Here is a 13532-nt window from a genome sequence, read left to right as displayed (position 1 = left end):
CGTGATCCGTGGCGGCGACGAAGGATCTTGTCCGCGAAACTCGGGGGTGGCCCTCATGCACGGGGTCCGACTCCGAGTCTCGCACACAAGATCCTTCGGTCGCGCCAAAATACAGCGTGCGTTCAGGTTACGCGCGGCGCTCCCTCAGGATGACGCCTCCCGGGCTGTATCGACCGCAGGCCAGGGCCGGGAAGCCGACGCCTTTCCGAATTCGGCCTCAGCGGACGGCTTCCGCGGCGCCGCTCTCGATGGCCCGGCGCACCAGCGCGTGCATCCCCGTCTGGGCGCGCTCCACGGCGGCCTCCATCCGGTCGCCCAGCGCCTCCATCTGCTCCCCGAGCGCCTCCATCTCGCCGTCGCGATCGTCCATGGGCCGCTCGACCCGGCGCATCTCCTGGTCCAGCGCCTCCATCTGCTCGTCCAGCCGGCGCATCTCCGTCTCCAGCTGCTCGTGCTCCCGCTCGATGGCGCGGCGCTCGGTGTCGGAGAGGTCGCCGACTTCGCGGGCGGCCAGGGCGCCCAGACGCGCGCCGAGCTCACCCTGCCGCGCGCCCAGCGTTCCCTGCCGCTCGCCGATCCGGCCCAGCTGCTCCCCGATGCGGCCCTGCGCCTCGCCGATGGCGCCCTGCTGCTCGCCGATGCGCCCCTGCTCCTCGCCAATGCGGCCCACGGGCCCCCACAGCTCGTCCACCTCGCGCAGCACGGCCGCGTCGCGGACCACGTACTCCTGCCCGCCGTACCGGAACCACAGCAGCGGCTCGTCCCCGCGGCGCAGGCGACGCGCACGCTCCACGTCGCGCGAGCTGCCGGACATGACCACGTTGTCGTCGCCACGGAGGACCACGAACGGGATCTCCTCCTGCGACTGCCCCGTCTTGGCCGTCACGGCATGCCCGGCGGCGTGCACGACGGCCGATGCGGCGGACACCGGCGCGTCGGCGGCGGACGGCGAAGCGGCAGGTGTCTGCGCGGGCGCGGCGGCCTGCGGGCGAGACGCGGCGGAGCGCGCGACGGCCTTGATGGGCGCGACGGCCAGGATGGCGACGGCCACCGCGCCGGCGGCGAGGGCGCGGCCGCGGAACGATCGCGAGGAGCTGTGATCGAGCATGGTAATTCTCCGTTTGAGGGTCTGGAACGACCACGCCGCGCCTGCCGCGGAAAAGGTCGGGGTCCGGCGTGACACGCCCAGCGCCAGCAGCATGCGGCCGTAGCTCTGCGGGGATGCGTGGAGCGTGGTGAGGACGGCCTCGTCGCAGGCGGCTTCGCGCCAGAACGCGTACTCGCGGGCAGCCAGGCGGGCCAGCGGATGAAAGAAGAAGCAGCGCTCGGCGGCGGCCGGCACGCAGCCCAGCCACAGGTCGCCGCGCGACAGGTGCGCGAGCTCGTGGCACAGCGCCATGCGCTGCTGGTCCGGCGAGAGCAGGGCGAAGCCCTGGGCCGGCACGAGAATCACCGGCCGGCGCACGCCCACGATGAGCGGCGACTCGATCTCCGCCGACACGCGGACGTCCACCGTGCGCCGCGTGGCCATGCGGCCCGAGAGCTCGCGGACCATCGTGTGCAGCGCCTCGCCCGCCGGCAGCGAGCGCGCGACCACGGCCCGCGTGCGCCGCCAGTCGCGCAGCGTCCGCACGAGCGAGACGGCCAGCCCCAGCGCCCATGCACCGGCCAGGACGGCGGTCCAGGGAATCTCCGGCCGATGAGAATCGGTCGGCGGAGAGACGGTCCGGCTCGCGGCGACGCCGTCCTCGGCGTTCGTCGGGCCCGTGGCGATGGAGGGCGCCTGCGCCGCCGCCACGGGATTGGGCGCGTCGGCGGACGCGCGGGGAAGGACGGGCACCCGGATGGGCGTGAGCCACAGGAGCGCCACGACGAACTTGGCCGCCACGCACCACCACAGCAGGGCGCGCACGCGGGGCGACATCCGCGGCAGCGCGCGGCAGGCGAGCCAGACGCCGCCGGCGAGCAGCGCGCCTTCCAGCGATACGCGGGCGAGGTGGGCGATCATCAGCGCTCCTTTCGCTGTGCGGCGTCCAGGCGCGCCACGATGCGCTCCAGCTCCTGCCGCTCGTCGTCCGACAGCTCGGGCGCCTCGGACAGGTAGGCCAGGAAGGGCGATACGGATCCGTCCAGGCTGCGCTCCACGAACCGCTGCACCGCGCCCTTCAGCAGGTCGGCGGACGAGGCGCAGGCGCGGTAGCGAAAGACACCGTCCGCCATCTGCCGGGACAGGTAGCCCTTCTTTCGCAGGCGCTCCATCATCGTCAGCACGGTGGACCGGGCCAGCCCGCGGCTGGCGCCGAACTCGTCCACGGCCTCCGCGACGGTGGCGCTGCCCCGGTCGGCGATGTGCCGCACCAGCGCCAGCTCCTGATCGCCGATGGTCGATTCAAGCTCCATGGATGTCTACAATTGTAGTCACGAGGTCCGCGACATCGCCGCCTACACGTGTCGTCACGCACCATGATAGGGGTGCCTACACCTGTCGTCAAGGGTGACGTCGTTCCCTGCCCCGCGTCGTCAGCCGCGGAGGACGCACATCATCCGTCGTCGACCGTGCCGCCCTCCCGCGCGCGCAGCTCCTTCGCCAGCTCTGCCCGCGCCCGCCTGGACACCACGGCCATCACGGCCACGCACACCACCAAGCCGCCGAGCATGGCCAGGTCGTGCATGCCTCCGGTGTGGGCGGAGCCGGTCATCCGGGCCGCGTGACGGCCCGCGGCCCCCAGGTACGTTTCCATCAGCACGGCGGGGAGCAGCCCCGCGATGGCGAGCAGAAATCCCGCGAAGCGCACGCCGGCGGCGCCCAGCAGGTAGCTCACGAGGGCCTGGTTCAGCGGGGTGAGCCGCAGCAGCGCCTGCATCTTCCAGTCGCTCCGCGCCGCGACGCGCTGGATTGCCACGAGCTGCGGCCGCGCGGCGACGGTACGCTGCACTGCACCGCGCAGCAGCCGCCGCGCGAGGACGAACTGGAGGAGGGCGGCCATCACGTGGCCGCAGACCACGGTGAGCACGCCTGTCACCGGACCGAACAGCGCGCCCGCGGCGATGGTCAGGACGGATTCCGGGAGCAGCATCGACGTCAGCACGGCGAACCCCCCGGCGTAGAGCAGCGCGCCCCAGGGGCCCATCGCGCGCAGCCCGGACTCGATTGCCGCGAGGTGGCGGTCGATCTCCCGTCCGGCCGTGACCACGGCCGCCAGCAGAACAAGGGCGAGGAGGACGTAGCCCAGGCGCCGCCGGCCAACGGAGCGGTCGAGGTACGCCACGGTGGGCCCCGGGCGGCCCGCATCGGGCACGGTCATGGCTGGTCTCGGCATCGCGGTGCGGGGTCAGTACCTCGGAGGGATGGAGGAGCCCGCTCGCAGGCGCAGCAGGTAGTCGAGGAGGGCACGGAGCGCGGGCGAGGCCTGGCGGCGCTGGGGATAGTACAGGTAGTAGCCGGGGAACGGCGGGCAGAACGCCTCCAGCACGGGCACCACCTCGCCGCGGTCAACGTACGGCTGCGTCCCGTCGCGCATCCCCATCGTAAGCCCCAGGCCCGCCGTCACCAGCCGCATCATCAGCGGGAAGTCGTTGGCGACCACGCGCGACGGGACGGCCACGGAAAAGTCCTCGCCGCCGGGCTCCGTGAACTCCCAGCGGTACGGCGGCGCGTCCGGGCCCGGCCGCCAGTTGATGCACGCGTGCCCGGCGAGGTCCCGCGGATGCTCCGGCCGCGGATGCCGCGCGAAGTACGCCGGCGACCCCACCACCACCAGCCGCTGGGGGCCGGACGCGGGCACGGCGATCATGTCCTGCTCGATCACCTCGCCCAGGCGGATGCCCGCGTCGTAGCCGGCCGCCACGATGTCGCCCGCGTCCTCGTCGACGATGATGTCCAGCTGGACGTCCGGGAACGCCCGGAGGAAGTCCGCGAGCACCGGTCCGCGCAGGAACCCCTCCGCCCCGGCGCTGATGTTCAGCCGCACCGTGCCCCGGGGCGCGTCCGCCAGCTCGCCCACCGCCTCGGCGGCGGTCCGCAGCGCGTCCAGCGCCTGGCGGGCTGCCGCGTAGAACGTCATCCCCGCCTCCGTCAGCCGCACGCTGCGCGTGGTGCGCAGCAGCAACGTTACGCCCAGGCGCTGCTCCAGCTGGCGCAGCGCCTTGCTCAGCGCCGTCCCGCTCACCCCCAGCTGCCGCCCCGCCGCGCGAAACCCCTTCGCCTCGACCACCGCGACGAACTCGGGCACTCCGTTCGTGATGTCCATCATTGCGAACCTGTGGGCATCGGGGTGCGAACCGCCGTCTCGTTTATCAACCCCAATCTCCCGCATAGCTTCCACGTGCGAAAGGGGATGACAGGTGACGGAATGAGGGTTCAGCGGCCTCCAGCCGGTCCATCGACGCAGCGGATGAAAAGAGCGAGGCGCCGCGGCCGCTGGCGATCCGGGGGCCGACGCTGTACATCCACCAGCGGCGCAGGCCCGCGCGTACCGCGGCGGCCTGACAAAGCGGAGGGCTCACGGCGGTCGGACCAACGACGAGGAGGCAGGGTGGACAAGGTCACGTGGATTGCGGTCGCGTTCGTGGCGGGCTCGCTGTTTCCGCTGCAGGGGGCCTTCAACGCACGGCTGGGCGCGGCGGGATCCAGCCCGCTGCACGCGTCCCTCGTCTCCCTGCTCGTCGGGGCCTTCGCCGTGGGCGCCTACATCCTCGTCACGCGGCAGACGGTGTCCGTCGCGGGGCTGGCCACGGCGCCGTGGTACGCGTGGATCGGCGGGTTCTGCGGCGCGTTCGCCCTGACGGCCATCATCCTGACCTACTCCAGGCTGGGGCCGGGGCTGGGGTTCGGGCTGCTGGTGGCGGGGCAGCTGACGGTCTCGGTGCTCCTGGAGCACTTCAACGTGCTCGTCGCGCAGCCGCATCCCATCAGCCTGCCGCGCGTCCTGGGCGTGGCGCTGGTGCTGGCCGGCGTGGTGCTCATCCGGATGTTCTGAAGGGGGTGTTGCAAACCAACCTTGGATGGGGCCAACGAGCGTCATCCTGAGGGAGCGCCGCCCGTAACCTGCGGGATGAAAGCCGCCGCAGTCCAACCTCCCCCAGGGTTTTTTGGGGGAGGTGGGCGAGCTCCGCGAGCCCGGAGGGGGCGCTCGCGCGAGGGCGGCCTAACGCCTGGAACCGACCCGTTCTTTCTATTCAGGGAGCGCCGCGCGTAACCTGAACGCACACAAAACCTTGGCGCGACCGAAGGATCTTGTGTGCGAAACTCGGAGACGGGCTCCGTGCACGAGGGCCGCCGCAGAGTTTCGCGGGCAAGATCCTTCGTCGCCGCCAGAGATCACGTCCGGACAGGGACCGCGCGGCGGCTCCTCAGGATGACGCGGTTCGAACCGCGATATTCGGCAGCATCTTCTGAAGGATGTGACCCATCCCCGCCGCGATTCCTGATCTTGATCGACTGCGGCAGAGAGATGAAGACGAAACCGATTTTCCTGGCGCTCCTGCTCCTGTCGTCCGGATGCGCACCGCCCGCGGCGCGCATCGCGATGACGACGGCACCAGGCCCATCGCGGCAATCGAACGAGGAGAGATCAACGATGAACATCACGCGCGCGGGCTCGCAGCCCTCCAACCGGGGACCGGCGGACTGGTTCACGGGCACGGTCCGCATCGACCCGCTCTTTGCCGCCCCGTCGCCGGCGCGCGCGGCCGGCGCCACGGTCACGTTCGAGCCCGGCGCCCGCACGGCGTGGCACACGCACCCGCTGGGGCAGACGCTCGTCGTCGTCTCCGGGCTGGGGCGCGTGCAGCGCGAGGGCGGGCCCCTCGAGGAGATCCGCCCCGGCGACGTCGTCTGGTTCGCGCCGGGGGAGCGGCACTGGCACGGCGCCTCGCCCGCGACGGCCATGACGCACATCGCCATCCAGGAGTCGCTCGACGGCACGACGGTGGAGTGGATGGAGCACGTGACGGACGCGCAGTACACGGCCGGCGCGGACGCGCGCTGACCTCCACGATCGACATCAGCGACGGGAGTTTGATCTCATGAAGGGAGCAGTTCTCCATGGACCCGGCGACGTGCGCTTCGAGGAGCGCGCGGACCCGCGGATCCTCGAGCCCACGGACGCCATCCTCCGCCTGTCCGCCAGCTGCGTCTGCGGCTCGGACCTGTGGCCGTACCGCGGCGTGGGCCTGTCCGGCGAGCCGCAGCCCATGGGCCACGAGTACGTCGGCATCGTCGAAGAAGTCGGCAGCGCCGTGCGGACCGTGAAGAAGGGGCAGTTCGTCGTGGGGTCGTTCTTCGCCTCGGACAACGCCTGCCCCATCTGCAGCGCGGGCTACCAGAGCCGGTGCGTGGACGCGCGGCCCATGGGCGCGGAGGGCGCCCAGGCGCCGTACCTGCGCGTTCCGCTGGCGGACGGCACGCTCGTGGGCACGCCCGAGATGCCCGACGCGGGGATGATCCCCAGCCTGCTGGCGGCGTCCGACGTGCTGGGCACGGGCTGGTTCGCGGCCCACGCGGCGGACGTGGCGCCGGGCAAGACGGTCGCGGTGGTCGGCGACGGCGCGGTGGGGCTGCTGGGCGTGCTCTCCGCCAGGCAGATGGGGGCCGAGCGCATCATCCTCATGAGCCGCCACGCGGACCGGCAGGCGCTGGGCATGGAGTTCGGCGCCACGGACATCGTCACGGAGCGCGGCGACGAGGGCGTGGCCCGCATCAGGGAGATGACGGACGGGCTGGGCGCGCACTCCGTCATCGAGGCGGTGGGCTCGCAGGAGTCGATGATGCAAGCCATCCGCTCCACGCGGCCCGGCGGGCACGTGGGGTTCGTGGGCGTCACGCACGACGTGCAGATCCCGGGGCTGGAGTACTTCTTCTCCGCCGTCCACCTGCACGGCGGGCCCGCGCCCGTCCGTCGCTTTCTGCCTGACCTCGTCGACCGCATCTGGAACGGGCAGATCAACCCCGGCAAGGTGTTCGACCAGACGCTGCCCCTGGAGCAGGTGGCCGAGGGCTACAAGGCCATGGACGAGCGCCGCGCCATCAAGACCCTGCTGATGCCGTAGTCCCGCGCGGCAACGGCGGAACTGCATTCGCACGCAGAGGGAGCAGAGGCAGCAGAGGACTGCAACTGCGGACGGGCAATGGGCATCAGCAGATGGCGGATGGCAGATGGGCGGAGGATGGCAGATGGGCGGAGGAGGGAGCGGGATCCCGGATTGGTTGATACCCGTCGCTGCGCGACGGGGGCCCTCTCCCCCGACCACCTTTTCGCTCGTTCCTCGCGACGGTGGTCGACCCCTCCCCCAACTTCGGGGGAGGGGTTTGTCGTGGGGACGGCTCAGCGCGCGGAGCTCAGCCCGTGCTGGGGCCGGGTTCTCCCCCTCCCCCGCGAAGCGGGGGCAGGGGGTCGGGGGGAGGGGGCCCTCCGCGGGCGAGAGACACTCCACCCATCCAGCAGGATCCCGGAGCCCATGATGGTCACCCCCCGCCCGGCGGATGGAGCGTGCGGACGGGGACCAGGGAAAGGTCGTACAGGCGCCAGTCCAGCGACCGCAGCACGCGCCCGGCGTCCTCCAGCCGCTCCACCAGGCCGTGCTCGTCGCGGGGCACGATGAACGCCTCGCCCGTGAGCAGGTGCCCCTCCTCGCGCAGGCGCACGTCTGCGTCCTTCACCCAGTCCAGCGCCAGCAGGGTGGCGCGCACCCGCTCCGGGAACGGGTCCGGCTCGCTTCCGCCCACCTGGGTGGGACGCTCGTCCATCAGGTCGCGGACGCTCTGCGACAGGTTCTTCCACCCGTCGTGCAGCACGTCCAGCGAGATGAGCGCCGCGGCCGTGGCGTCCGCCCACCACCATCCCATCCCGATCCCCAGCACGCCCACGATGGCCGCCAGCCCCGTGAGCCAGTCCGCCCGGTTCATGCTGGCGTCGGCGTACAGGGCCTTGTCGTGCAGCCGCTGCGCCAGGGGCAGCTTCATGTGGCCCAGGATCACGGGCGGAATCACGCTGTACAGCAGCACCACCATCATCACCCATCCCAGCCACACCGGGTGCCCGAACAGCACGATGGTGCCAATGGTGGGATGCTCGCGCGACAGCAGCTTGAGCACCGCCTCGTACAGCAGCATCACGCCGAAGAAGGCCAGCGCCACGGACGCGCACAGGAATGCGATGGCGATGGTGCGGTGGTAGCCGTACGGAAACCGCTCGCTGGGCGTGCGCCCCTGGTACCGCGCGGCCACCAGGAAGGCGATGGGCGGAACCAGGCTCAGGATGTCCTCGAACCAGGCCGTCTTCATGGCCTGCGAGGACCCCAGCGTAAAGTACAGCAGGGTGATGATGGACAGCATGAAGCCGATCGTCACCCACTCCAGCCGGCGGGCGCGGGCCTGGTCGCGCTCGTGCTCGCGCGGCGGGTCGAAGCCGTCGCGCGCCCTCACGGCGCCTCCCGCCGCAGCAGCGCCGGGACGGAGTCGCGGCGCGCGTGGAGAAAGCGCTCCACGCGCACTAGCCAGCCGTTCTCGCCCGGCGGCACGGCGAACACGCGGCCCTCCTGCGCCAGCACCGTCCGCGTCGGCCGGCGCCCGGCCCGCGCCAGCCGCCACGTGGGCGCCGCGACGGGCCCTGGAAAGCGCGCCACGTCGTCCACGGGCACGGGGGTGGCCCCCTTCCCTTCCAGCGCCGCCGCGCCGGCCCGCGTGCGCTCCACGCCCACCCGCGCGCCCTTCAGCTCAGCCGGCGCCGCCGTCCCCGGCGCGACGCCGACGGCCACGGTGTCCGTGTAGTACGGCCGCGTAAGGCCCAGCGTGGCCCCGCGCGGGTCCGCGGCGGAGAGACCGCCCACCACCAGGTCCAGCCGGTGGTGCTCCAGCGCCGCCAGGAGCTCGGTCTCGCTCCCCGGCACCCACTCCACCCGCGCGCCCAGCTCCGCCGCCAGGGCGCGCACCAGCCGCGGCTCCACGCCCCGGGCCTCGCCCGGCGCGGGGAGATCGGCCCAGGGCGGGTTGTGCGCCACGCCCACGCGCAGGGTTCCGCCGCGCACGCGCTCCAGGGTACCCTCCGGATCGCGCGGAAGGCCGCAGGCGGCGACCAGGATCAGCAGCAGGATGCTCGCATTCCGTCTCATGCAGCGCGGCATTGGCAAGCACCGCACCACGGACCGTCGCGGACGCGGTGGATGGCCCGCCGCTCACGGGATCGAGGAGCACGGCGTCGGAAGGCGGCGGTGGCCGCGTGCGGCGCCGACGGGACGCCCGGCTGCATCCCCGCCCCTCTCCGTGCCCGTTGGGTGCGTTGCGAATCCAGAGTAGCTGCAGCACCTTGCCGGGTGGAGGGGGTAGTTGGGCGTCGTCCCGATGATCGGATCCCACACGAACGAGACGGAGCGTTTCCGGATGGCCCACCTGAGTGCCCCCATCTCCCTGCCCGCGCGGCCCATCGAGCGCGTCCTTTCGCCGTTCTCGCGGTTCATGCGCCTGGAGTCGGCGGGCGGGATCGTGCTCATCGCGTGCACGCTGGTGGCCGTGGCGTGGGCCAACTCGCCGTGGGCCGGCGCGTACCACCACCTGTGGGAGACGCCGCTGGGGTTCTCGCTGGGCCCGTGGACCGTCTCGCACACCCTTCACCACTGGATCAACGACGGCCTGATGGCCGTGTTCTTCTTCCTGGTGGGGCTGGAGATCAAGCGCGAGGCGCTGGTGGGCGAGCTGACGTCGCTGCGCAAGGCGGCGCTCCCGGCGGCCGCGGCGCTGGGCGGGATGGTGGTGCCGGCGCTGCTGTACGCGGCGCTGAACGCGGGCGGCGCGGGCGCGGCCGGCTGGGGCATCCCCATGGCGACGGACATCGCCTTCGCGCTGGGCGTGCTGGCGCTCATGGGGCCGCGCGTGCCGCTCTCGCTCAAGGTGTTCCTCACGGCGCTGGCCATCGTGGACGACATCGGCGCCGTGCTGGTGATCGCGCTGTTCTACACGGGGCAGATCGCCTGGGGCGCGCTGGGCGGCGGCCTGCTCGTGATCGCCCTGGCCGCGCTGGCCAACCGGCTGGGGGTGCGCCGGCCCATCCCCTACCTGCTGCTGGGGATTGTCGCGTGGAGCTGCTTCCTGGCGTCCGGGGTGCACGCCACCGTGGCGGGGGTGCTGATGGCGCTGACCATCCCGTCGCGCACGCGCATCGACGCGGACGAGTTCCTGGAGCACGCCGACACCTCCGTCCACGCGTTCCGCGCGGCGTGCGAGCGGGGGACGTCCGTGCTCACCAACCTTCGCCAGCAGGCGGCGCTGCAGGGGCTGGAGAACGCGACGGAGGCCGCGCAGGCGCCGCTGCAGCGCATCGAGCACGACCTGCACGTGCCCGTGGCGTTCGGCATCATTCCCCTGTTCGCGCTGGCCAACGCGGGGGTCACGCTCTCCGGCGGCATCGGCGGCGCGCTGGCGCACCCGGTGACGCTGGGCGTGATCCTGGGGCTGGTGATCGGCAAGCCGCTGGGGATCATGGTCTTTTCCTGGCTGGCCGTGCGCGCCGGCATCGCGGAGCTCCCCGCCGGGACGGGGTGGAAGGCCGTGCACGCCGTGAGCTGGCTGGGCGGCATCGGCTTTACCATGTCGCTGTTCGTGGCGGGGCTGGCGTTCCCGGACGGCGGGCTGGTGGACGAGTCCAAGGTGGGGATCTTTGCCGCGTCCCTGGCGGCGGGGCTGGGCGGATGGCTCCTGCTGCGCCGCGAGCTGGCCCGCGCCCGGCCCGTGGCGCCGTCGGACGTCAGAGGGGATCGCCAAACCGGCCTTTCAACGGAGCCCACGGAGCGTCATCCCGAGTCATCCGGCGCTGCGCGCACCTTGTAGGATGAAAGCCGCCCATGTCCCACCTCCCCCAGGTTTTTTTGGGGGGGAGGTGGGCGAGCTCCGCGAGCCCGGAGGGGGCGTTCGCGGGGAGGCCGCCACACGTGCGGGGCCACGCCGGTTCTCTTTCTGTTCAGGGAGCGCCGCGCGTGAAATGAACGCGCGCAGGACCTTGGCGCGACGGAAGGATCCTGTGTGCGAAGCGACAAGCCGGCCCTGGTGCACGGAGCCGGCTTGTCGCTTGCGGGCAAGATCCTTCGTTGCCGCCATGGAACCCGCGCGAATCAGGTTTTACGCGGCAGCTCCTCGGGATGACGCTCGTTGGGGGGCCTCTGAAGCGAGGTTTGGCAACACCCTCTCAGGGCCGTCTCAGCGCCTGGCGCAGCATCCGCACGCCGAGGACGAGCAGATGGACGGCGAGCACCGTCACGCCGGCGATGATGCCGTAGAACCAGAACGGCTCGTCGGCGGCGCGAAGGAGGATGGGTTCCATGTCGCGCGCGTGCCGGGGCCGCGCGTCCAGGAACCCGTCCCGCATCGTCCGGGCGACGTACGCCAGCAGCCCGGCCCCGCACAGGAGCAGCGCCCCGGAGATCCCCAGGAGCAGCGGGTCCTTCCGTGGATGTCCGACTGCCGTCTCGCGCGTCCGCCGCATCATCTCTCTCTGTCCCCCGGGGGCGGCCGCGCACCCGTGGCGGAGCCCTGGTGTTTTCGTGTGGCGCCGACGGCGGCTGGCTTCGCGGCGGGCGGAGGACGCGACGACGCTGCGCCGGCGCGTCACGGGTCCGGGTGAGGCGCGAGCCGCCGGGCCGTCTCGGCGACGGCAGCGCGGTCGGCGGCCGTGGCCATGCGCGCGTCGGCGTCGGCGGCCACGACGCGCGCCTGGGCCAGGAGCACGGGCCGCCGGGAGGCAGGCACCAGCTCCGCCAGCCGCGCGAGCACGTCCAGCAGCTTGCGCGCGATGCCGGGATTGGAGGCGCCGAAGTGGCGAACCTGGTCGAACGCGAGGCCCACGGCGCGCTCGAAGGTAGGGTGCCGCGCCAGGTAGTGTACCTCGCCGCGCTCCGTGCGCCAGGGACTCGGCGGGTCGCGGCGCCCAAGCTCCAGGAGGACCTCGGCCAGCCGGTCGATGCAGCGAAACGCCGTCGTGGGATCGTTGATCCCGGGAGAAAGCGCCTTGAGCGCGATGTCGGAGATCTCCACGATCCCGAACTCCACGTCCTGCTCCGGCGTGCGCTCCGGCCCCAGCAGGAACGTCCCGCGCACGGCGGCGCGCACCGCGTCGTCCACCTCGTCCGGTGGGGACACCGTCGCCAGCGGCTGGCCGGGGAGGATGAAATCACCCACGTGCGGCTCCATGGCGATCACCAGCCGCCGGCCCCGTCCCAGCTCGAAGAGGCGGCGCCCGTCCACGGCCTGCAGGTATCCCGCCCCATCCGCCGTCACGGTGACGGAGGGGCGTTCGGCGGGCCGGGGGTCGGGCGGCCGGGACACATCCGCGTGACCCACCTGCTCCGGGAACAGGCGGCGGACGTCACGGAGGGTCCGGTGCGCCACGCGGTCCAGGATGGCGGCCACCTGGATGGAGCGCGCGGAGTGGTTGATGTAGAAGATCAGGAAGCCGATGGCGACCAGCACGAACACCACCGCGAGGGTAACGCCCACCCGGGGAACGAACGGGTTCTCGCCGTCGCTCGCGGAGCGGATGGTGCGCAGAACCAGCAGGGTGTACGTAAAGGTGCCGATGAAGACGCCGAGCACCAGCTGGTTGCCGCGGTCCGCCGTGAAGTTGCGCAGCACACGCGGGGTGAATTGGCTGCTGGCCAGCTGCAGGGCCACGATGGTCACCGAAAAGACCACGCCGGTGACGGTGATCAGCCCGCCGGCAATGGTCCCCAGCACGCCCCGCGCGCCGTCCACCCCGCCGCCGAAGACCCAGCTGCGCAGCATCTCCACGTCAAAGACGCCACCCGCCTCTGCCTGGGTGACGGTGATGGCGAGCACGGCACCTGTCAGAGTCAGCACGCCGGGCAGGAACCACAGGCTGTCGCGCACGCGCGTCCAGAGCAGCCGCAGACGCGCCATTCTCACCGTCCTCTCCCTCGCATCCGCACCCTCTGCTGGTCCACCGCTCCCTCCCCCGGTCCGTGAAGACGCGATCCGCACCCTGCCTTGCCCACGGGCAAGACCGGTTCCCCCTGCACCGGCATCGTCGCTTGCGCGCCGGGGGAGCCGCGGAAGCCCGCCTGGCCGGCGGTCGCACGTCCCCCGCATCGCCCCACGCGTCACGAGCCCGCACGCGCCATGAGGCTCCCCGTCAGACCCGCCGCGCCTCCACGTTGAAGCGCACGAGCAGCCGGTTCAGCGCGGCGGCGGAGGCGGGGGAGATGAACGGCGACAGGGGCACCAGGGGCCGCAGCTCCGTCCCCTCCAGCCGTTCGTGCGCGGCGCGGGTCAGCAGCACGGGGTCCGCGGGGTCCAGCGCGGCCAGGGCCTCGCGGTCGTCCGCCGGCACCACGCGCACCCGGGGCGCGTAGCGGCCGCCGCGCATCTCCCGCACCCGCTCGCCGAACCCGGGATCCACGCAGACCACGACGAGGTCGCGCCCCCGCAGGCGCTCCTCGATGGCGCGGGCGTGCTCCGGGTCCACTCCGGCCACGAGCAGGGGCTTGTCCAGCGCCTGGGCCACGCGCCGCACCCGCGCCGCGTGGTA

At 72.4% G+C, this 13532-nt stretch carries 14 protein-coding genes; 4 read left to right on the top strand and 10 right to left on the bottom strand.

Annotated features, from left to right (window positions below; genetic code table 11):
* Window positions 1-217 precede the first annotated feature (217 nt).
* From VFZ20_RS09490 to VFZ20_RS09475, 4 genes are all read right to left on the bottom strand, one after another.
* Window positions 218-2008 (bottom strand): M56 family metallopeptidase, encoded by a 1791-nt coding sequence (locus tag VFZ20_RS09490; RefSeq protein ID WP_329683623.1) that lies wholly within the window; start codon window positions 2006-2008, stop codon window positions 218-220.
* Entirely contained in the window at window positions 2008-2400 is a 393-nt protein-coding gene (locus VFZ20_RS09485; protein ID WP_329683622.1) for a BlaI/MecI/CopY family transcriptional regulator, read from the bottom strand. The genes VFZ20_RS09490 and VFZ20_RS09485 overlap by 1 nt, the downstream gene beginning before the upstream one ends.
* Window positions 2401-2540: 140 nt before the next feature.
* Complete coding sequence (locus VFZ20_RS09480; protein WP_329683621.1) at window positions 2541-3305, bottom strand: TVP38/TMEM64 family protein; 765 nt, start codon at window positions 3303-3305, stop codon at window positions 2541-2543.
* 27 nt (window positions 3306-3332) lie between these two features.
* On the bottom strand, window positions 3333-4253 hold the full coding sequence (locus tag VFZ20_RS09475; protein ID WP_329683620.1) for a LysR family transcriptional regulator: 921 nt from the start codon (window positions 4251-4253) through the stop codon (window positions 3333-3335).
* 282 nt (window positions 4254-4535) lie between these two features.
* On the opposite strand from VFZ20_RS09475, the gene VFZ20_RS09470 reads away from it, so the two are divergent.
* Window positions 4536-4979 carry a DMT family transporter gene (locus VFZ20_RS09470; RefSeq protein WP_329683619.1) on the top strand — a complete coding sequence of 148 codons (444 nt, stop codon included), beginning with the start codon at window positions 4536-4538 and terminating at the stop codon, window positions 4977-4979.
* Between the two features lie 341 nt (window positions 4980-5320).
* On the opposite strand, the gene VFZ20_RS09465 is transcribed toward VFZ20_RS09470, so the two are convergent.
* Window positions 5321-5590, bottom strand: coding sequence for a hypothetical protein (locus VFZ20_RS09465; protein WP_329683618.1), 270 nt, complete (start codon window positions 5588-5590; stop codon window positions 5321-5323).
* Between VFZ20_RS09465 and VFZ20_RS09460 the strand changes: the two genes are divergently transcribed.
* Window positions 5580-5990, top strand: a complete 411-nt coding sequence (locus tag VFZ20_RS09460) for a (R)-mandelonitrile lyase (RefSeq protein WP_329683617.1) — start codon at window positions 5580-5582, stop codon at window positions 5988-5990. The genes VFZ20_RS09465 and VFZ20_RS09460 overlap by 11 nt on opposite strands.
* 37 nt (window positions 5991-6027) lie before the next feature.
* On the top strand, window positions 6028-7050 hold the full coding sequence (locus tag VFZ20_RS09455) for a zinc-dependent alcohol dehydrogenase family protein (RefSeq protein WP_329683616.1): 1023 nt from the start codon (window positions 6028-6030) through the stop codon (window positions 7048-7050).
* A gap of 415 nt (window positions 7051-7465) precedes the next feature.
* Here the strand turns inward: VFZ20_RS09455 and VFZ20_RS09450 are convergent, their stop codons facing one another.
* Window positions 7466-8425, bottom strand: coding sequence for a cation diffusion facilitator family transporter (locus VFZ20_RS09450; protein WP_329683615.1), 960 nt, complete (start codon window positions 8423-8425; stop codon window positions 7466-7468).
* A complete protein-coding gene (locus tag VFZ20_RS09445) occupies window positions 8422-9111 on the bottom strand; it encodes a substrate-binding periplasmic protein (RefSeq protein ID WP_329683614.1) in 690 nt (229 codons plus the stop codon). Before VFZ20_RS09445 ends, VFZ20_RS09450 begins: the two co-directional genes overlap by 4 nt.
* Window positions 9112-9379: 268 nt before the next feature.
* Between VFZ20_RS09445 and nhaA the strand changes: the two genes are divergently transcribed.
* Window positions 9380-10822 (top strand): Na+/H+ antiporter NhaA, encoded by a 1443-nt coding sequence (gene nhaA, locus VFZ20_RS09440; protein ID WP_329683613.1) that lies wholly within the window; start codon window positions 9380-9382, stop codon window positions 10820-10822.
* Window positions 10823-11177: 355 nt separating this feature from the next.
* Here the strand turns inward: nhaA and VFZ20_RS09435 are convergent, their stop codons facing one another.
* The 3 genes from VFZ20_RS09435 to VFZ20_RS09425 all read right to left on the bottom strand — a co-directional run.
* Window positions 11178-11477 (bottom strand): hypothetical protein, encoded by a 300-nt coding sequence (locus VFZ20_RS09435; RefSeq protein ID WP_329683612.1) that lies wholly within the window; start codon window positions 11475-11477, stop codon window positions 11178-11180.
* 119 nt (window positions 11478-11596) lie between these two features.
* Window positions 11597-12904, bottom strand: a complete 1308-nt coding sequence (locus VFZ20_RS09430) for a DUF2254 domain-containing protein (RefSeq protein WP_329683624.1) — start codon at window positions 12902-12904, stop codon at window positions 11597-11599.
* A gap of 232 nt (window positions 12905-13136) precedes the next feature.
* A partial coding sequence (locus tag VFZ20_RS09425; protein ID WP_329683611.1) for a hypothetical protein occupies window positions 13137-13532 on the bottom strand: 396 nt, incomplete at its 5' end.

This window comes from Longimicrobium sp. (genome assembly GCF_036280135.1).
Taxonomy (GTDB): domain Bacteria; phylum Gemmatimonadota; class Gemmatimonadetes; order Longimicrobiales; family Longimicrobiaceae; genus Longimicrobium.
The sequence above is the reverse complement of the archived record's forward strand: the minus strand, read 5'-3'. Positions and strand labels throughout refer to the sequence as shown.

Bases quoted from the DNA above. Each gene is read 5' to 3' on its own strand.
- VFZ20_RS09480 (WP_329683621.1), bottom strand. From the start codon at position 3,305: ATGACCGTGCCCGATGCGGGCCGCCCGGGGCCCACCGTGGCGTACCTC.
- VFZ20_RS09445 (WP_329683614.1), bottom strand. From the start codon at position 9,111: ATGAGACGGAATGCGAGCATCCTGCTGCTGATCCTGGTCGCCGCCTGC.
- VFZ20_RS09455 (WP_329683616.1), top strand. From the start codon at position 6,028: ATGAAGGGAGCAGTTCTCCATGGACCCGGCGACGTGCGCTTCGAGGAG.
- VFZ20_RS09485 (WP_329683622.1), bottom strand. From the start codon at position 2,400: ATGGAGCTTGAATCGACCATCGGCGATCAGGAGCTGGCGCTGGTGCGG.
- VFZ20_RS09475 (WP_329683620.1), bottom strand. From the start codon at position 4,253: ATGATGGACATCACGAACGGAGTGCCCGAGTTCGTCGCGGTGGTCGAG.
- VFZ20_RS09435 (WP_329683612.1), bottom strand. From the start codon at position 11,477: ATGATGCGGCGGACGCGCGAGACGGCAGTCGGACATCCACGGAAGGAC.
- nhaA (WP_329683613.1), top strand. From the start codon at position 9,380: ATGGCCCACCTGAGTGCCCCCATCTCCCTGCCCGCGCGGCCCATCGAG.
- VFZ20_RS09430 (WP_329683624.1), bottom strand. From the start codon at position 12,904: ATGGCGCGTCTGCGGCTGCTCTGGACGCGCGTGCGCGACAGCCTGTGG.
- VFZ20_RS09460 (WP_329683617.1), top strand. From the start codon at position 5,580: ATGAACATCACGCGCGCGGGCTCGCAGCCCTCCAACCGGGGACCGGCG.
- VFZ20_RS09490 (WP_329683623.1), bottom strand. From the start codon at position 2,008: ATGATCGCCCACCTCGCCCGCGTATCGCTGGAAGGCGCGCTGCTCGCC.